This is a genomic window from uncultured Holdemanella sp., from assembly GCF_934754935.1.
Lineage (GTDB): Bacteria > Bacillota_I > Bacilli_A > Erysipelotrichales > Erysipelotrichaceae > Holdemanella.
On sequence record NZ_CAKVJB010000024.1, the window covers coordinates 17,524 to 37,363 of the forward strand.

The 19,840-nt window shown below is 31.2% G+C and carries 18 protein-coding genes and 1 other RNA gene; 7 read left to right on the plus strand and 12 right to left on the minus strand.

Annotated features, from left to right (window positions below; translation table 11 throughout):
* Nucleotides 1-19: 19 nt before the first annotated feature.
* From Q0E86_RS07480 to Q0E86_RS07500, 5 genes are all read left to right on the plus strand, one after another.
* A complete protein-coding gene (locus Q0E86_RS07480; RefSeq protein ID WP_295755790.1) occupies nucleotides 20-670 on the plus strand; it encodes a PIG-L family deacetylase in 651 nt (216 codons plus the stop codon).
* Between the two features lie 18 nt (nucleotides 671-688).
* Complete coding sequence (locus Q0E86_RS07485) at nucleotides 689-1,390, plus strand: response regulator transcription factor (RefSeq protein ID WP_288518514.1); 702 nt, start codon at nucleotides 689-691, stop codon at nucleotides 1,388-1,390.
* On the plus strand, nucleotides 1,383-3,212 hold the full coding sequence (locus Q0E86_RS07490; RefSeq protein WP_295755792.1) for a histidine kinase dimerization/phospho-acceptor domain-containing protein: 1,830 nt from the start codon (nucleotides 1,383-1,385) through the stop codon (nucleotides 3,210-3,212). Before Q0E86_RS07485 ends, Q0E86_RS07490 begins: the two co-directional genes overlap by 8 nt.
* A gap of 131 nt (nucleotides 3,213-3,343) precedes the next feature.
* A complete protein-coding gene (locus Q0E86_RS07495) occupies nucleotides 3,344-3,796 on the plus strand; it encodes a DUF2798 domain-containing protein (RefSeq protein ID WP_295755794.1) in 453 nt (150 codons plus the stop codon).
* 67 nt (nucleotides 3,797-3,863) lie between these two features.
* Entirely contained in the window at nucleotides 3,864-4,481 is a 618-nt protein-coding gene (locus Q0E86_RS07500) for a YggS family pyridoxal phosphate-dependent enzyme (RefSeq protein ID WP_288518511.1), read from the plus strand.
* 22 nt (nucleotides 4,482-4,503) lie between these two features.
* Here Q0E86_RS07500 and Q0E86_RS07505 read toward each other — a convergent pair whose 3' ends face one another.
* Genes Q0E86_RS07505 through mutS form a run of 6 tightly spaced genes read right to left on the minus strand, consistent with a single transcriptional unit; the run spans nucleotide 4,504 to nucleotide 12,710 of the window.
* Entirely contained in the window at nucleotides 4,504-5,775 is a 1,272-nt protein-coding gene (locus tag Q0E86_RS07505) for an HlyC/CorC family transporter (RefSeq protein ID WP_295755796.1), read from the minus strand.
* Nucleotides 5,776-5,813: 38 nt separating this feature from the next.
* Nucleotides 5,814-6,713, minus strand: a complete 900-nt coding sequence (locus tag Q0E86_RS07510) for a diacylglycerol kinase family protein (RefSeq protein ID WP_295755797.1) — start codon at nucleotides 6,711-6,713, stop codon at nucleotides 5,814-5,816.
* Between the two features lie 17 nt (nucleotides 6,714-6,730).
* On the minus strand, nucleotides 6,731-7,417 hold the full coding sequence (locus Q0E86_RS07515) for a tRNA threonylcarbamoyladenosine dehydratase (RefSeq protein WP_295755799.1): 687 nt from the start codon (nucleotides 7,415-7,417) through the stop codon (nucleotides 6,731-6,733).
* A complete protein-coding gene (gene miaA, locus Q0E86_RS07520) occupies nucleotides 7,404-8,318 on the minus strand; it encodes a tRNA (adenosine(37)-N6)-dimethylallyltransferase MiaA (RefSeq protein WP_295755800.1) in 915 nt (304 codons plus the stop codon). The genes Q0E86_RS07515 and miaA overlap by 14 nt, the downstream gene beginning before the upstream one ends.
* A complete protein-coding gene (mutL, locus tag Q0E86_RS07525; protein ID WP_295755802.1) occupies nucleotides 8,311-10,137 on the minus strand; it encodes a DNA mismatch repair endonuclease MutL in 1,827 nt (608 codons plus the stop codon). The genes miaA and mutL overlap by 8 nt, the downstream gene beginning before the upstream one ends.
* A 32-nt stretch (nucleotides 10,138-10,169) precedes the next feature.
* The gene (mutS, locus tag Q0E86_RS07530) at nucleotides 10,170-12,710 is read right to left on the minus strand and encodes a DNA mismatch repair protein MutS (protein WP_295755804.1); all 2,541 of its coding nucleotides are present in this window, start codon (nucleotides 12,708-12,710) and stop codon (nucleotides 10,170-10,172) included.
* Nucleotides 12,711-12,796: 86 nt separating this feature from the next.
* Between mutS and Q0E86_RS07535 the strand changes: the two genes are divergently transcribed.
* Nucleotides 12,797-14,029, plus strand: a complete 1,233-nt coding sequence (locus Q0E86_RS07535) for an FtsW/RodA/SpoVE family cell cycle protein (protein ID WP_295755806.1) — start codon at nucleotides 12,797-12,799, stop codon at nucleotides 14,027-14,029.
* Here Q0E86_RS07535 and Q0E86_RS07540 read toward each other — a convergent pair.
* Nucleotides 14,013-14,786 (minus strand): NAD kinase, encoded by a 774-nt coding sequence (locus tag Q0E86_RS07540; RefSeq protein WP_295755808.1) that lies wholly within the window; start codon nucleotides 14,784-14,786, stop codon nucleotides 14,013-14,015. The genes Q0E86_RS07535 and Q0E86_RS07540 overlap by 17 nt on opposite strands.
* Before the next feature lie 54 nt (nucleotides 14,787-14,840).
* Between Q0E86_RS07540 and Q0E86_RS07545 the strand changes: the two genes are divergently transcribed.
* Nucleotides 14,841-15,386: a CYTH domain-containing protein gene (locus Q0E86_RS07545; protein ID WP_295755809.1), complete on the plus strand. Its 546-nt coding sequence runs from the start codon at nucleotides 14,841-14,843 to the stop codon at nucleotides 15,384-15,386.
* On the opposite strand, the gene Q0E86_RS07550 is transcribed toward Q0E86_RS07545, so the two are convergent.
* The 5 genes from Q0E86_RS07550 to ffs form a co-directional block, all read right to left on the minus strand.
* Complete coding sequence (locus tag Q0E86_RS07550) at nucleotides 15,383-15,931, minus strand: hypothetical protein (protein ID WP_295755810.1); 549 nt, start codon at nucleotides 15,929-15,931, stop codon at nucleotides 15,383-15,385. The two genes, Q0E86_RS07545 and Q0E86_RS07550, sit on opposite strands and share 4 nt — an antisense overlap.
* Before the next feature lie 692 nt (nucleotides 15,932-16,623).
* Nucleotides 16,624-17,211 (minus strand): recombination mediator RecR, encoded by a 588-nt coding sequence (gene recR, locus Q0E86_RS07555; protein ID WP_295755811.1) that lies wholly within the window; start codon nucleotides 17,209-17,211, stop codon nucleotides 16,624-16,626.
* A gap of 10 nt (nucleotides 17,212-17,221) precedes the next feature.
* The gene (dnaX, locus tag Q0E86_RS07560; protein WP_295755813.1) at nucleotides 17,222-18,985 is read right to left on the minus strand and encodes a DNA polymerase III subunit gamma/tau; all 1,764 of its coding nucleotides are present in this window, start codon (nucleotides 18,983-18,985) and stop codon (nucleotides 17,222-17,224) included.
* 106 nt (nucleotides 18,986-19,091) lie between these two features.
* Nucleotides 19,092-19,562 carry a tRNA adenosine(34) deaminase TadA gene (gene tadA / locus Q0E86_RS07565; RefSeq protein ID WP_295755815.1) on the minus strand — a complete coding sequence of 157 codons (471 nt, stop codon included), beginning with the start codon at nucleotides 19,560-19,562 and terminating at the stop codon, nucleotides 19,092-19,094.
* Nucleotides 19,563-19,605: 43 nt separating this feature from the next.
* Nucleotides 19,606-19,704: signal recognition particle sRNA small type (gene ffs, locus Q0E86_RS07570), an RNA gene on the minus strand.
* Nucleotides 19,705-19,840: the final 136 nt, after the last annotated feature.

Consider the following 19,840-nt stretch of genomic DNA (forward strand, 5'->3'; position numbering starts at 1 on the left):
AATTTTTCTGGTGATAAAAATGAAAAAATTATTATTATGCATCCTAAGTTTGATACTTTGTCTAAATATATCCATCATCCATGCCGATGAACCTGAATCTTTAATGATTGTTGCCCATCCGGATGATGAGACGATTTGGGGTGGTTCGCATTTAATGAATGGGAATTATACCGTTTTATGTATTACCAATGGAAACAATAAAAAACGAAAAAAAGAGTTTATGAACGTCATGGAAAAGACGCATTCCAAAGGAATCATTTTATCTTTTCCAGATAAGACAAAGGGTAAGCGTGATAACTGGAAGTCTTGTAAAAAAGATATTAAAAGAGAACTTAAAAAAGAAATCGACTCAAAGGATTGGGACAAAATTGTAACGCATAATCCTGATGGAGAATATGGGCATATTCACCATAAAAAGATATCTAAGTATGTTACTATGATTTTAGAAAAAGAAGACAAGACTGATCAGCTTGTGTATTTTGGTAAGTATACTTCAAAGAAAAACAAGACAGATCTAAAGAATGAGAAGAGTTTATCAAAGAAAGATTATGATGAGAAATTAGAAATCATTCAATCGTATTCTTCTCAAGCGAAAGTGATGGATCATTTACATCATATGTTGCCTTATGAAAATTGGAAACCCTATAGTAATTGGGGTAAAATAGAATAAATGAAAGGGGATGTGAACATGCAGACACGTATATTAGTGGCGGATGATAATGCTGAAATCCGCGAAATATTAAGAATATTATTAACTGGCGAAGGATATGAGGTGATTGAAGCCAAAGATGGAAATGAGGTTCTTCAATTGTTTGATTCTTCTATCGATTTGATTATTCTCGATATTATGATGCCTAACATGAATGGCTATCAGACTTGTTTAAAACTTCGTGAAACAAGTAATGTCCCCATCTTATTTTTGACAGCCAAAGGATTGGATTCGGATAAGACGCTTGGTTTTTCAAGTGGAGCAGATGACTATTTGGCAAAGCCTTTTTCTTATAGTGAATTAACAGCTAGAGTTAAAGCTTTACTTCGTCGTTATCAGGTCTATAAGGGTAAAAAAGAGGAAATCTCTCTGGATACTGAAAAAGATTTAAGTATTGATGGTCTTACCTTGCGTTATGCCCAACAAAATGCAGAGGTCAACGGAAAGGAAGTTGAATTAACGGATATTGAATTTAATATTTTGAGTACATTGATGAAGAATCCTAAACAGATTTTTTCAGCTGAACAATTGTATGAAAAAGCATGGAATGAGCCGTATTATTATTCGGCAAATAATACGATCATGGTTCATATTCGTAATCTTAGAAAGAAAATTGAGAAGGATCCCGCAAATCCGGTATACATAAAAACAATATGGGGAAAGGGGTATCGTTTTGAATAAAAAAATAACGAGACTGTATCTTTCTCTTCTTGTTTTTTTATTAAGTTTTTTCGCGATCTATTCGCAAAGATTTGTCGTTTATGATTCTTTAAATGCACATTTTAATTATTCAGATACTTTATCTAAAGAAGAGATCAAAGAGGCAAAGGCTTATTTGGATGAACAAGAACAAGTGGATTTCATAAACCACACTCAAATTCGTAAGGATTTAAATCAATTATTAAAAAAGGGAAGTTATCAAGTCATTTTATATAAAACAAATTCAAATAAACCCGATGATAAAGTCATTGATTCTGTACTTGCATTTTGTGGTCGTGCCCCATTAAAAAATGCACAAAAGTATAGTATTTTTATAAATAGCTCAAGTAAAACGAGTTGTATTGAATGGTATCCATCTTTTTCAAATTATTATCATTCTTATCGTATTTTTGATGGCGTTTTAAGTCTTATTATTGCCATTCTTTTTTATTGGATTTCAAATAAGCTTAAACCACTTAGATCAAAGAAAAACATCTTCTATTCTTTATCCAGTCGTATGATGTTTTCTTTTCTTTGTGCAACATTATTGGTATTAACTTCCTTTTCAATTCTATATTTAAATCGTGGTATTGTCTTTGAATTTTTAATGGATACGTTTTATCAATCGGAAGATTATTCTTCTTATGCAAAGAAATTAGAGAAACAACTTCAGAACCTTGACCTAACAAAAGAGAATAAAAAAGCCATCAATCATATACTAAAAGAAAACGTATTAAATCATGCATACGTTGGATTATATGATGAAGAAGGAATCTATTTTACAGATAAGTCTCCATTAACTAACAACAATCTTCTATTATTATATAGTTTTGATGATTTGGATGTTTTGGAAGCTCCATTATACTATGACTATCCAATACATTTTAAAAACCAAACCGTTTCTATGTATATCACTTCTTTTCCGATGATTCCATTTCAGATTCCATATATTATTCTTTCACTTTTGATTTCTTTCTCTTTCTATTTGATTGTCCTACAAAGTTTTATCCGCAAACGAATTCATTCTATTCAAAATTTACAAGAAGATGTCTTTACTTTAGCGATTGGTGATTGGAACCATGAAATCACAGTAAGTGATAAAGATGAGATTGGACGATTAGCCCAGGACTTGAATCAAATGCGCATTGCCTTTCTACAAACAATGGACAACGAACAACAGGCGCGTGTTGCGAATAAAGAATTAATTTCTTCTTTGTCTCATGATTTAAGGACTCCGTTGACAACGTTAAAGGGGTATCTTGAAATCATGAATTTAAAAAAGGAGGATATTGAATTTCGTGATCAATATCTTCAAAAGTGTTTAGCTAAGGTCGAGGAAATCACCTATCTTTCAAATAAAATGTTTGAGTATTCTCTTGTATTTTCTACCGAGTACAATTCAGATCTAACAAGTATTCCCATTCAAAAGGTCATGGATACATTAGTGGACCATATTCATTATTTAAGAGAAATGGATCTACATATTTTATATGAACCGCTTCAAACTTCTCTATCTATGGATGCGAATTTTGCGATGATCCAAAGAATATTAAACAATGTATTTTCAAACATTCAAAAATATTGTGATCCTTGGAAAGATATCGTAATTCAAACAACGATTGAGGAAGATCAATTAAAAATGAGTTTCACGAATTCAATCAATCATCATTTAGATAAAGTCGAAAGTAATGGAATTGGTTTAAAGAGTGTTAAAAAAATGATAGAACTTCATCATGGGACTTTCTATCAGGATGAAACGAATGATTTGTTTACGATTGTATTCACTTTCCCTATTCATCAGTAAGAGTCATTCTTACTGATTTTTTATTACGAAATTAGAAAATTTATGATATTATAACTAGCGTTCGCTTTTTGGTACATATTGGAAACATCTGTGATGAACAACACAAAAAGTCATATAGGAGGAGAAAATATATGCCAAAAACTAAATTTGAGAATATTGTATTCACTTTAATGATGTCTTTTTTGATGGTTTATGCCATGATTTGTTACAACATCGCACTCAATATAGGAGGAATGTCCAATCAAGTCTTTTTATTAGCTTTTCATGAATTGGTTATTATGTGGCCTGTTGCCTTTATTTTAGAATTTTTCTTTGTTGATAAATTTGCACATCATCTTGCCTTTAAAGTTGTAACACCCAATGATCGACCTTTCTTTATCACACTTGCGATTTCTTTCTACATTATTTGTATCATGTGTCCCGTTATGAGTTTGATTGCGACTATCTTATTTAAAACGCCAGGTGTACAAATTATTTCAGTTTGGTTTATGACTATTTTATTTAACTTCCCAATGGCTTTCTTTTGGCAAATCTGTTATTGTGGACCAACTATAAGATGGTTGTTTGGAAAGCTATTTAACTAGAAGCAACGTATTGCTTCTTTTTTTTCTTCGTCTATAATTAAATTTGTATTGAAAGGACTGTTTTAATATGAATAAAGAATTGATTGAAGAACTAAAAGCACAAGATTTTAATGTGGTAGCTGTATCTAAAACGCGCACAAAAGAAGAAATTGATGAAGTCGCAAAAATGGGTCTAACTACTTTTGGAGAAAATCGTGTACAAGAATTTATAGATAAGTATGATCCAAAATATACTTGGCATATTATTGGGCATCTACAGACAAACAAAGTGAAGTATATTATTGGAAAGGTCGATGTGATTGAAAGCTTGGATTCATTGAAACTTGCTGAAGAAATTGAAAAACAAGCCAATAAACATGGCATTATTCAAAAAGTATTGGTTGAACTAAAGATTTCGGAAGATCCAAACAAAACGGGATATCCTTTTAAGGATGCCAAAAACTTTATTTCTCAACTACAAGAATTTAAACATATTCAAATCAAAGGCATAATGTGTGTGGCTTCAAAAACAGATGATCAAGCGTTAGTTGAATCTGAATTTGAACAGATGCATGCCCTTTATTTAGAGCTAAAAGAGCAATATCCTGAAATGGATACTTTATCTATGGGTATGTCTCAAGATTATAAGTTAGCTGTTAAACATGGATCAAATACAGTTCGTATTGGTCGTGCTATATTTGAATAACGTAAAAAAGGATGTTAATTTGTTAAACATCCTTTTCGTTTTGTGTATCCGGTAAAATCAATCTGACTGATTCTATACGGTTTTTTTCTACTTTCAAGACTTTGATACGAATTCCATTTGGTAAAGTTGTTTCATCATTTGTCTGTGGCAAACGTCCTAGTGCATCAATGACAAGTCCTCCAACAGAATCAAAGTCTTCACTATCTAAATCTAAATTTAAATAATCGTTTAAATCATGCAAACTTAAATATCCCTTAACATCATACGTTTGATTATTTAGTTTAATGATATTTTCCTCTTCATGTGCATCGTACTCATCTTGTACATCTCCGACAATTTCTTCGATAATATCTTCTAGAGTAACAATACCTGAAAATTCTCCATATTCATCCATAACAATCGCAAGATTAAAAGTGGATTGTTTCATTTCAATCAATAATTCAGATACTTTTTTATTTTCATACGTAAATTTAGGTTTACGTAGAACTTTCTGCATATCAAAATGTGAAAAATCATCATACATCAATAAATCTTTCATATTGACAATACCAATAATATTATCAATTTTATCTTTATAGATTGGAATACGCGTGAATTTTTCTTCTCTAAATATCTCCAATAAATCTTTATATGTACTATCGATTTCTGCCATCACAACATGAACACGTGGAACCATTACATCTTTTGCCTTGGCATCCCCTAAATCAAACACTTTATTGATCATGTCTTTTTCATCTTCTTCGATGACACCTTCTTCATGAGAAACATCTACAATTGTACGCAATTCACTTTCTGTCATTGATATATTTTTGTTTGAATCTTGTATGCCCATTAATTTTAAAATACCTGAACTAAATAAATTCACAAACCAAATAACAGGCGTTAATATTTTCATCAAAAAAGTAATTATAGGTGCATACGCAAGCGCAAGTTTATCCGCATTGATTGTAGCCCATGTTTTAGGTGTAATTTCACCGAATACTAAAATCAAAAAAGTAATAATAAATGTAGCTATACTAACAGCTGCTCCACCAAAAGAATATGCGATCACAGAAGCAATACTTGCCGCTGATGTGTTGACTAAATTGTTTCCAATTAATATGGCACTCAACATTTTTGACTGATTTTCCAATATTTTTAAAGCCAATACAGCCTTTTTATTTCCTTCTTCTTCCAAAGTTCTCAAACGAATTTTACTAACTGAAACCATCGCTGTTTCAGCTGAAGAAAAAAAGCCTGATAATGCTAATAAAACTACTAACTCTAGGATTTGTATCCATAAATCCGAATCCATTTTTCACACTCCCTATATTTTTGATTATTGTATCATACTCATGAAATTCTAGGAAGAGCTAGGCGTATTGCCTTTTCTACAATTTCAATGGTAGGATTTTTAAATTCTTTAACTTCTCCATCTAAATTCGCATAAATCAATTCATTTTCTGTATCTAAATGAACTGTTTTTGCCTGATACATAGATACTAGATTCGTATATTGAAGGTGATTTCCCTCTTGGTATTTTTTTGCCAATTTTACGATTTGATGTCTTTTCACATTTGAAATCAAACAGACATCCATCCATCCGTCATCAATATTGGCATCTGGACATGGTTTAAAGCCTCCACCATAGTATTTTCCATTCGCAAATACTAAAAATCCATATTTATCTTTTGGTAATTTTTTTGTATCGACCTGAATTTGATATTCCCTACATATTGGTTTTCTCAAGCTAACCAAAGCAGATAGTGCATATGGAATAATACCTTCTGTAGGCATTCTTTTCTTTAATTCATTTACTTGTTTTGCGACTTCAACATCAAAGCCAAAAGAGACAGTATTTATCGAGTATTCCCCATTTACTTTTATTAAGTCGCAATCCATATATTCTGGTTCTGAATAGTTTGCCAGATTTAAAAAGTCTTCTCTTTTTAAATCTTCAAAATATTTCACAAAATCATTTCCCGTACCAATCGGAATAACCGAAATAATCACATTTTCTTTTTTAGCACATCCATTGATGACTTCGTGCAAAGTTCCATCTCCACCACAAACAAACAAATGTACAGGTTCATTGGATAGAGCATATTTTTTTGCGATAAATGTCGCATGTTCAGGACCCTTAGTTTTTTCGATAATGATTCTCTTTCCTTGAAAATGCTCTTTAATTTCCTTTATCAATTCATATTGACTGTTCTTTCCAGATTTAGGATTTACAATAAATACGTCCTTCATATACTCTTCCTTCCGTTTTATACTTCAATCAATCTTTCTACACAGGTGCTCGCAAGAAGTAGTCCTGCACTTGCAGGAACAAAAATTGCACTTGGTAATGGCTGTCCTGATTCTACTGGCATAGGAATTTCTGTAGATGCCACAACCCAAATTTTATTTCGTATACGGTTTTTTCGTTTCCATTGACGAATTTGTTTAGCCATTGGATCATAACTTGTCTTTTCTATTTCTGTAACAATAAGTTTTGTGGGATCTTTACGCCTAGCCATTCCCATACTTGATAAGAATGGTATATTTCGATCGATACAGGCTTGCATCAAATCTTTCTTACTTTGAATGGAATCAATACAGTCTACCACAAAATCAATGGGTTGTGAAAAAATCTCATCATCTTTAGTCTGATCATAGAAAAATGCATATGTATCCACAATACAATTTGGATTTAGTGTGCCAATTCTTTTCTTTAGTACATCTACTTTGACTTGATCTACTGTTTCTAAAGTTGCAACCAATTGACGATTAATATTACTTGGTTCCACGCAATCCTTGTCTATTAGAATTAGATGACCAATTCCCGTTCGTGCCAAGGCCTCTACGCAAAAAGATCCAACTCCACCCACACCAACAACTAGGACTGTTTTATCCTTTAGTGTTTCTAGAGCTTCTTTTCCAAGCAACAATTCACTTCTTTCATTTGTCTTCATCCATTAACCATTCCTTTACTGCACTATATATTTCATTTCTATTTTGGGCTTCAAACCAATGTACAGGCATTTGATTTTTAAACCATGTATATTGTCTTTTCGCATATTGTCTAGAATGTGTTTTTATAGCTGTTTTAACTTCTTCTATACTTTTTTCTTTTAAGAAATAATCCTTAAATTCTTTATATCCAATACCTTGAAAACTTGTATATTCCCATGTTTTTGGATTTGAAAACAATTCTTCTACTTCCTTGACTAAACCATTTTCAAACATAATATCCACTCTTTTATTGATTCGATCATGTAAAATTTCTCGATCTATATCTAAACCTAAAAAGTATACATCATACAATGGAATATGTTGTTGTTTGTCTTCTTGTTCCGATTTCGAGGTACCACTATGACAAATTTGAAGTGCTCTGATCAAACGTTTACGATTATTAGGATGAATTTTTTCTAGCGCTTTTGCATCTTTTTCTTCTAACATTACAACCAATTCTTCATTTGTTTTAGAATTTAAATAGGTTGTAAAAGCCACATCTTCTTGTTCTTCTTGAAATTCATAGTCATATAATGCTGCTTTTAAATAAAGACCTGTTCCACCACATAAAATAGGAAACTTTCCTCTTTTCACAACATCTTCGATAGCTTTACGACATTTTTCTTGAAAAACCTTTACGTTATAAGGTTCATCATAATTTTGTACATCTATCAATTCATGATGAACTCCCTGCATTTCTTCTTCAGTGACTTTGGCCGTCCCCACATCCATTTTTTTATATACTTGCATACTATCGCAAGATATTATTTCACCATTCAATTGTTTTGCCAGCCATACAGAAAGACTTGTTTTTCCGATTCCGGTTGGTCCTACAATTGCTAAAACTTTTTGTCTATCCACGTTCAAATTCCTTTCTCAACTCACCATCACTCATCACAATCACTGTAGGTCTTCCATGAGGACAGTGATATGGTTGTTTACACTTTTGTAAATCTAAAATGACTTGCTCCATTTCCTGCATAGATAATGGTCGATTAAAACGTATCGAACTATGACATGCCATTGTCGCAATCATATGCTTTCTAAGTTTAGCCATATCTACATCTTGATTTTCTACAAAATAATCTAATAAATCTTGTAAGAATTGTTTTTGATTCACATCATGAAACCATAGTGGAATTTCACGAAGAATCAATTGATCTGTGCCAAATGGTTCAAATTCAATACCAAAAAACGCGGTCTTTTCATTGATTGTCATATATTGAGCTAAAACATTACTTGAGACATCAAGTTGAATAGGAACCATTAGCGGTTGTTTATTTACGCATTGCACTAATAATTTCCCATTCAATTGTTCATAATGATATCTTTCTTGAGCTGCATGCTGATCTACAATAACTAAACCTTCTTCATTACTACATAGTATATAGGAATCGTGAAGTTGGGCTAAAACTTGCAAGTGTTTAAAAAACTCAGGCCCCTTATCATTAACATCTTCCACTTTAGGAATAGGATATGAAATAGGCTCTTCTTTTATTTTTATATCAGGAGCCTTTTTTTCTTCATATATTCTTTTTTCTTCAACCACTGCTTCTTTAATTGGATTATAGTTTTGAAAACTTTGTTCAATCGTTTTATCTTCTTTTGGATGCTGCTTAACAGGATATGAATATTGAATTTCTGGTTGTTCAAATATTACACTTTTCTTTTCAGGCTTACTGACTGCTACTGTTTTTAAAGAAGCATTCAATGCATCTTGAATCGTTTTCTTTATTAAATCTAACATTTCACCTTGTTTTGATAAGCGGACTTCCCATTTATTAGGGTGTACGTTTACATCAACCAATTGTGTATCTGAATCCATCTGCAAAACAACGATTGGAAAACGATTGGGTGGCATATAATCACTATATGCATCTAGAATCGCTTTTTGGATTGCAACACTGCGAATCAATCTTGTGTTTAGCGTTAAAAACATAAAGTATTTTGTAGCGCGATTAATTTTTGGTTGAATCGCATATCCATGTATATGAAAATCCTCATTACTTCCTTCAAATGGAATCGCATTCTGTGCTACTTCTTTTCCATACATTTGATATAGAATTTCTTGAATATTTCCATTGCCACTTGTTTGAAATACAACTCTTCCATCATGAGAAAGTTGAAAACGAATATTTGGATGGGATAGTGCCATTTTATTCATTAAATCTGCAATAACAGAAAACTCATATGAAGTGCTTTTTAAATGTTTAAATCGTGCCGGTGTTTTTATGAACAAGCCAGAAACATCTAATTTTGTTCCTCTAGGACAATTGCATTTTTCATCTACATCTAAACTTCCATAGTTATATCTTAATAATGTTCCTTCTTCTCCATTACTTGTCTGCAATTCGACTTGGGCAACAGAAGCAATACTTGGTAATGCTTCCCCTCTAAATCCCATCGTTTGAATATTAAACAATTCTTCTTCAGAATGCATCTTACTTGTAGCATGTCGCATAAAAGCTAAATGTGCATCTTCATGATCCATTCCACAACCATCATCTGTAATCACAATTCTCTCAATACCACCTTGATAGACTTCAACTTCTATAACGGTTGCTCCTGCATCAATACTATTTTCAACGCATTCTTTTACAATTCCAGCTGGTCTTTCAACAACTTCTCCAGCCGCAATCATATTTGTTAAGTGTTCACTCAATACATGTATTTTAGCCACACTTCACACCTCCATTCATATGATTTTCCTATTTATGATTCGATTTTTTCACTTAGTTTCTTTAATTCATACAGACAATCTAGAGCATCTCTCGGTGTCATTGAATCAATATCTAATTCTTGTAATTGTTGTAAAAGTTTGGATTTTTCAGGTTGAACTTGATCCATCACAAATAAACTTGGTTGATAATTTTGATTATTATCTTGGTTTTCAAAATTTAATAGAAGTTGTGACGCTCTGTCCAAAACAACCTTTGGTAAATGCGCTAATTTTGCGACATTGATACCATACGATTTATCAGCTTTTCCTTCGACAACACGATATCTAAATTCAATTTCATTTTTCTCTTCACGAACATCAACATGCACATTTCGCATAGATTGATGTTCTTCTGCTAATTCCGTTAATTCATGATAGTGTGTCGAAAATAACGTTTTTGCGCCAATTGCTTCATCAATATATTCAAGCATTGCTTGTGCAAGAGCCATACCATCATATGTTGCTGTTCCTCGACCGATTTCATCAAATAATATTAAAGAATGTTTCGTCGCGTAGCGCAAAGCTGTATTAGCTTCCATCATTTCTACCATAAATGTACTTTTCCCCGTTAAAATATCATCTGAAGCACCAATTCTTGTAAAAATACGGTCAAAAATAGGTAACTCTGCACTCTTTGCAGGGATAAAACTTCCCATTTGTGCCATTACCACCAATAAAGCGTTTTGTCGCATATAAGTTGATTTACCACCCATATTCGGACCTGTAATTAATTGGATATGTTCTTCTTCTGACATTTTCCAATCATTCGAAACATATCTTTTTTTCTTCATACGATCATCCAATATTGGATGTTTTCCTTCCACAACATTTACATTGTAACCTGGATGGAATATTGGACATACATATCCTTTTTCACTGGCAAGAATTGCCAAAGACACAAGTACATCAATCGTAGATAGCGCTTGTGCACAAGCATGAAGATCAAATAAGTCTCTTTTAATTCTTAATAATAAGTCATTAAATAAACTTTGTTCCAACTTTACCTTTGTTTCTTGTGCATGTAAAATTTGTTCTTCTTTTTCTTTTAATTCCTGTGTAACAAATCTTGTTGCGTTGGCAAGTGTTTGTTTCGGGTGATATCCAAATTCTTCTTTGATGTTTGATAAATTTCCATTACGAACCTCGATAAAATAGCCAAAAATACGATTGTATCCGACTTTTAAAGATTTTACGCCCGTTCTTTCACGTTCTTTAGCTTCTAGTTCTAAAATAAAATCTTTACCTTTTTTGGCAATTCTTCTTACTTCATCTAATTCTTGATTGTACCCATCATTAAAGACTCCACCTTCTTTTAGTGTAAGTGGTGGATTTTCTATAATCGCATTTTTAATTTCATTGTATAATTCTTGGCAGTCTGGAATTTCATTAAATTTTGGATATGAATTTAAAGTAGTAGCCAAATCTAAAATAGGTTTGGCATGTTCTAATGTAGCTACAAGTTGAAGTACATCTCGAGGACTGGCGTTGCCATATGCCATACGACTTGCAAGTCTTTCCATATCATATACATAGACTAAATGTTCCTTCAAATTTTCTCTTAACATAAAGTTCTCTTTTAAATCTTTTACCGCTGCCTGTCTTTTAGAAATCTTTTCAGCATCAATTAATGGATATTCAATCCATCTTTTTAACAGTCTTGATCCCATAGCACTTTGACATTTGTCCATAAAAGACCATAAGCTTTCTGCCTTTGCGTTTGTTGATTGACTTGAAACTAACTCCAAATGATTCTTCGTTTCATAATCCATGACTAACACTTTATCTTTATCCATCGATTCGATTGGTAAGAAATGATCAATATGTTGCTTTTGCGTGTCTTTTAAATAAGCCATTAAAAGTGCAAAAGATTCTTGTAAAGACTCTGATTCAATTCCATTTAATAACGGAAGGTCTTGCAAATCAACACTTGCCTTTTTATGTTTCGAAATAAGTATTGTTTCCATTTCTTCTAGTGCGCTCATCCACTTTTTATCCATTGACATCGGACAAACAAGTTCACTTACATTTTGTTCTAACAACGCTTTTTGTAGAGCAACTAATGATCGTTGTAGCGTTTGATATTTCAATTCACCCGTACTTAATTCACAATAGATCACCGTAATTTCAAAACTAGAAACATCACACGATGCCATATAGTTGGAAGTTTTGGCATCCATAGTTGCATCCATATATGTTCCTGGTGTAATAATTTTAACAATTCCTCGATCTACCAAACCTTTTGCACTGGAAGGATCTTCTAATTGTTCGCAAATCGCAACTTTATAGCCTTTTTTTACCAATCTTTGAACATATGAATTAGCAGCATGAAAAGGAACACCACACATAGGAACTTTCTCTTCTACACCTGCACTTCTTCCAGTTAATACTAAATCTAATTCTTGTGAAACCAATTTTGCATCTTCAAAAAACATTTCATAAAAATCCCCTAAACGATAAAATAAAATCGCATCTGGATTTTCTTCTTTCATTTTTAAATAATGCTGCATCATTGGTGTATATTTTTTTTCTGCCATAAATCATCATCCTAACATGACTATTATACCAAAATTTCAAAATAAATATGTTATAATTAAAAACACTGAATAAGGAGGTTTCACTAATGAAACAAACAATTCAATGGAAAAACAAATCCATACAAATTGATATTGGTTTGATTCTAATTCTAATCCTTTTTGGTTTAACTAGTTGTTTTGCGTTATACAATTCTTTCAATTTAATTAAATCCGGAAGTGGATATTCATATTTATTGCGTCAATTATTTTGGTTTGTCGTAGGATTTATCGCAATGTTTTTCCTTACAATTCTCCAAAATAAAAAAATATATTCCTATATGGATACAGCTTACAAAATTTTAATGTTGTGTCTTGTTTATTTATTTTTATCTCGTATGTTATTTAACTTTGTTGGAATTTCGCTGCCTTTCGCAAGTGAAGTCAATGGTGCCATTTCATGGTTTCAATTGCCATTGATTGGTAGTTTCCAACCAAGTGAGTTTATAAAAATCGTTTTGATTGTTTTAGTTTCACAAATTATTGTTGAACATCAAAATACACATCCAAACCCAACCCATAAAGATGATTTATTATTACTTTGGCAAATCGCAAAAGTACTATTTCCACCATTATTTTTAATCATGATGCAACCGGATACTGGTATATGTATTATTATTGTTTTCAATATTTTTATTTTAGTTTGTTGTAGTGGTATCCGAAAAGAATATGTCATCGGAATTTTTGCCTTTATAGCTATTGTTGTCGGAACATTCTTGTTTTTATATTTTGAATATCCTGAAATTCTTTCATCATTTATATCTTCATATAAACTACAAAGAATTGATGCATGGCTAGAACCAGAAAGTAATATTCGAGGCAGTTCAAATCAGCTGTATACCGCATTATTGTCATTGGGTAGTGCTGGTTTAACAGGATATGGTTTGCAGGCAAATATCATTTCAATTCCAGAAGCACATACAGACTTTATTTTTGCGGCATTCGGTCAGTGTTTTGGTTTTATCGGAACAACATTTATTCTTATTCTTTGTTTATTACTTGATATTTATTTGTGTAAGATTGCTTATGCTACAAAAGATAGAAAAGATCGATTTATTGTTATTGGTATTATCGCTATGCTATTATATCAACAACTTCAAAACACAGGTATGATTGTTGGATTGCTTCCAATTACCGGAATCACATTACCACTTATATCTTATGGTGGTAGTAGTATTCTTTCATATTTTATATCTTTCGCAATTATTTTAAATATTTCACCAGCATCAAAAAGAACGATTCATTTGAATCGCTCTAGAAAAAAAATCAATATAAATTTTTAAGTCTTGTTAAATAGGAATAAGTACGATATCTTGCAAATCGTACTTTTTTTGTGCTTGAATGTATGATGATTTCAGATATAGATTCTAAATCCCTTTCTAAATGATCATAACATACATGAGCATATGCTAAAGTATCGCCTCTAACACTAATTTTACGATTATCATTCATAATATATGGGTTTTTTAAAGAATGATGATTCTTATGTGAAATAGGCATAATTTCACATAACTGTAACACTTTTAATCCAGGATCTACAACCGCACCTTTTAACGCACGATTGACTGCTGTAGAGCCTGATTGAGTACTGATACAAATACCTGAGCCTTGACTACTTTCAAAGAACTCATCATCAATTGAAATATCCAACACTAATGTTTTAGCAAGACTTTCAATTCGCACTTCATTTAATGCATAAAGCGTTTCATTTACTTGAGGAAGATCCATTTGAAGTAAATTGAATTCTTCAATCACTGGTTTATTATGCTTTAAATCATAAATTAAATGATCCACTTCATCTTGAGTATAATCTGTAAAAAAGCCAAGATTTCCTGTATGTATCGCAACAAATTGGATTTCATCTAATTTATCAATATACGTATGAATTGCCCTTAGTAAAGTTCCATCTCCTCCAACAGAAAAAATAACTTCACAATTCTCTTCCTCATATTCCCATCCAATAGAAATACATTTTTTCTTTAGAGCCTTTGCAACTCGTTTGGAGTTTTCATCTCCTCTATCTACCATACTAAAACGCATTAAATCACTTCCTCTTTTTTTTAATATATTGTAACATATTTATGGGTGATATAAATGTACGATAATATTGAAAGAGAATTAAAATTATTGATTGATGAAAAAACTTACGAAAGTATTATGAAATCATATGATTTTCATATCCCGATTATTCAAACAAATACATACTTTGACACCGAAAATCAAGATGTGAAAAAACAATACGGAGCAGTCAGAATAAGAACAATTCAAGACAAAAAGATATTTACACTAAAAATCAAGAAAGATGAATATACGCATTATGAATTTGAAAAAGAAATATTCACAAACGATATAAAAGAAATTGATGATCCGGAAATCTTAAGCTGGTTTGATCAATATCAAATTCCTAAAGCATTACATCCAACAGCTAGTTTTACAACTTTACGCAATGTATATGAATTTGAAAATGGAGAATTATGTTTAGACAAAACCACTTTTAAAAATCATATTGATTATGAAATTGAATACGAATACACATCTGAACATGATGGAATTTTATTCTTCAACTCAATTTTAAATAAATATGGATTAAAATGGCAAAAAAATTGCCCTAGCAAAATTGCCAGAGCAATGAACGATTAAAATTTATGAGTTAATCGATAGAAGAAGGATTTAGAATTATATTCTTCTTCTTTTTTCTTATAATTTTCTATTTCCTCTTTGTTTTTATTATAAAGTTCTTCTACTTCTTTTAGTTTCTGATTTTCAGATTCTAATTCAGATATTTTTTCATCTTTTGTTTGAGTCTCTAACAAGAACGTTTGTCTGCTTTTTTCAATTTCTAACTTCAGCTTTTCTTGATATAATTGTTTGATCTGAGCTTGGGCTTTCTCTTTCTCTTCTATAATAGCTTTTAATTTTTCGTTTTCAAACCGAAGCTCCATTTCTACAGTAGAAACTTCATGCTTTTCTTTTCTAAAGTAAGTAGATAATCTTTCAACTCCTTCTGCCTTAATAGTGATTCTTCGAGTTACTGGATTTTTATACTTCCAGTCTTTGTCTGGATTATCTTTTACCAACTTTGCGATAGCTTTATCTACTGTGTTTCTTGATTTATTAAAATGCTGACATATCTGCGCAATATCCATATCATAATATACATCAATTGCTGACGCTTCTTCAGACATATTCACGTCCCCTTCCTATGAAAGTCATAACAATAATATAACGAGTCACGATAAGTCTATCATAGTTTTTTAAATAAAGCTATACCTATATATGAATTTCCTATTATTTTTATATATGTCATAATTCATTTAATCTTTTTCATATCTTTCTCACATGAAACGTCATAAATTGTTTTAAGATTGAAAATGTGTTGTTTAAAACAATTCACTTTTCATATTTATATCACATGATTGCAATTATAAATTTCATATCTCATTTATTCAATTCATATGAGTGCGTATTTATAGTTTTTAATTTTCATATGACTGATAAATTTATATTTTCTCATCATATGAATCCCTATTTTTAACATTTCTAAATTCAGATTGGTTTTCAGATTTTTATTTTTTATATTTTTAAAATCACATGAATATATAAATACTTAAAAATAGATACGATTATTCACATTTTCTTCATATGATATGTCAGAATACTATTTCAAGACTTTCTACTTCTCCATGTGATTTTTATCTGAAAATATTTTAAAATTCCTTAAATAAGCGTTATTCCTATTATTTATATAAAAATAAGTCGTTCATGTGTGATTAAATCATATGAACAAGTATTTTTATGTATGAATATTCCTTATTTAGTCACATATAATAAAAAAATCGTATGAAATATCATAAATACTTCATACGATTAGGCATATTTAAGAGCTTTTACGCCCTTCAAACGCTTTTAACAACGTCATAGCGTCTGTGTAGTCTAAATGGCTGCCTACAGGTATTCCATGAGCTAATCTTGACACTCTACACTTACCTTCTAAAAGCTTAGATATGTATAATGCGGTTGTCTCCCCTTCTACAGTAGGATCCAATGCTAAAATAACTTCTTCTGTATTCTCGTTAACCCGTTTTAACAACGTCATAATATTTAATTGATCTGGTAAAACTCCCTTTTGTGTATTAATTAAACCATCAAGTATATGATATACGCCATTGTATTCTTGCATAGATTCAATTACTGATATATCTTTTGGGTTTTGTACAACACATATGATATTCTGATTACGATTTGAACTCTTACAGAACTCACATAGCTCATCTTCTGTTAAGTTACCACAACATGTACATTTTTTTACTTTCTTTTTTAGATTGGTTAAAGTTTCTGCCATTTCAGATATTTCATCATCAGACCAACCTAATACAGTAAATGCATATCTCTCAGCTGTCTTAGCACCTACTCCTGGTAATTTCTGAAATTCATATATTAAATCATCAAATGTTTTTGGATACATATTTTACCTTCTAATCTTCTTTTATCTCAATATTAGGGAATAAACTTTTCATATGATCTTCTATACTCATATTATTCTCTGTTATAGACTCTTTTCTTTTTAAATGAACTTGAAATGGTTCTGGAAGATTTCCACTAATCATCTTCTCTTTAAAAGTATCGAGAACTCGTGCTTGTTGTGTTTTATCCAATGCAAATACTTTCTTTGCCTTTCCTAATAACACTTCCATAAAATCTTCATATCCATAGTTTAATTCAAATTCATTAATTTGTTTTGCGAAGATTTCACTCGATGCACATACCACAATATAATTCGATCCACTTGCCATTATAATACTATTTCTTAATGATGCTGCGTATTTTCCAAATTCCAAGCTTGATGTGAATTGTCCTATATTATTGAATTTAGTTGTATCTATGTTTCTTTCCATTTTATTGGCTCCAACAAGCAGTTGGACAACAAAATCATCATTCAATATGATTTTATTATCTGTGTTTTCTGACTGTTTTAATGTTTCACGTGAAACATCAGAAATTTCAGATTTCTCAAAAACCTTATTTTTATCAACTATTTCAACGTTTTTCTCAATAATATCTGAGTTATCAGAACCATCATCATATGACGTTTCATAATTATCTTCTTCTTCAATGTCCGAATTATTATCATATTCAGATTTAAATTTATTACTTTTTGGTTCATATGAATAACTAGAAATTTTTAATAAAGACGCTTCTAGATAATCCAATGCATTCGACGCATACGTATATTTATTATATGTATCCATTAGTTCTTCCATACATTGAATTCTGAAATGAATAGGAGCGGATTTAAAATATTTCCGAATCATATCTTTGTTCATATCCGATACTAAAGTAGAATTTTCTGAATAATCTAGAATTAAACTATCTTTTAACATATGAATAAAGTCTGCTGTCAAACGTTTAATATCCATTCCCATATCTGAATATTTCTGAATATCTTTAATAAAACAATCTACATCTTTTTTATAAACTGAACTAAATAATTGACCAATATCTTCTGATGTTATGACACCATAAATTTTTCGAATATCATTCACATCAATATGAGATGTACAATATGCTACGCATTGATCCAAAATAGATAAAGCATCTCGCATACCTCCATCCGCAAGCTGTGCAATTAATGTCAAACCATCTTGATCAATTTCTATTCCTTCATTTTTACAAACAACAGACAATCTGTATTTTATATCATTCACACTTACTTTATTGAAATCAAATCTTTGACAACGAGAAATAATCGTAGGCAATACTTTATTAGGTTCTGTTGTCGCAAATATAAAAATCACATGAGCCGGAGGTTCTTCTATTGTTTTTAACAAAGCATTGAATGCTCCTGAAGTCATCATATGAACTTCATCAATAATGTAGATTTTGTATTTTCCTTGCATTGGTGCATACTTTACTTTATCAATTAAATTTCTTACCTCATCAACTCCGTTATTACTAGCCGCATCTATTTCAATAATGTCTGGATGACTTCCATTTGCGGCCATTTTACAATTCTCGCAAATTCCACAAGGAGCATCTTGACTGTTCGTACAATTCAATGTCTTCGCAAATATTTTTGCGATTGAAGTTTTCCCTGTACCTCTAGGCCCACAAAATAAATAAGCATGCGCAATACGATTTTGAATAATCGCATTTTTTAATGTTTGAATTATATGTGTCTGACCAACAACTTCATCAAAATTACTTGGTCTATATTTTCTATATAACGCTTGATATGCCATTCGTTTATATCCTTTCTATATTGTTTTCCTGTATCTTATTTTATCATAGTTTTACTCATTTTATTTGATGTATTCTATATATATAAAAAGCAGAAATCAATCTGAATTATGATTTCTGCTTCTTTTTCATATCTCTTTTCTTCTTAAAGAATTGCTTCAATAAATCTGAACATTCAGATTCTAGAATACCTTTCCGATATATTGGATGATGATTAAATTCAGATACTTCGAATAAATTTATACATGTGCCTACACAACCTCCTTTAGGATCTGTTGCTCCATAAACAACTTCTTTGATTCTAGATTGGATAATAGCACCTGCACACATAGGACATGGTTCCAAAGTTACATACAAAACACAATCTTCCAATCTCCATGTACCTAATTTTTTACAAGCTTTTTGAATAGCCATGATTTCAGCATGTGCAATACTTTGTTGCAAAGTCTCTCGCTTATTATATCCACGAGCTATGATTTTATCATCTTTTACAATAACACAACCAATAGGAACTTCATCATAGTCTTCTGCTTTCTTTGCCTGCTTGATAGCTTCCTTCATCCATTTCACATCATCCATAAATTTTATTCCTTCCCATGTATATTATATATTTAATGATTATAGTGTACAAAAAAACTACTACACATGATGGAGCTTACTTAAGGCTGCTTCGTTCCCGACCTGACCTGATTCATAAGACATCATTGTAGTAGCTTAGTTATTATATCAAATCCATTTTCAATTCGCAATAGAAAAAGCTGTCAAATGACAGCCTTAAGGATCGGTAGTTCGACAGTTGTAAAATCGTAAATATTCCAAATGTCGCTTATGTAGCGCTTTTTTTATGTCAAATTTTC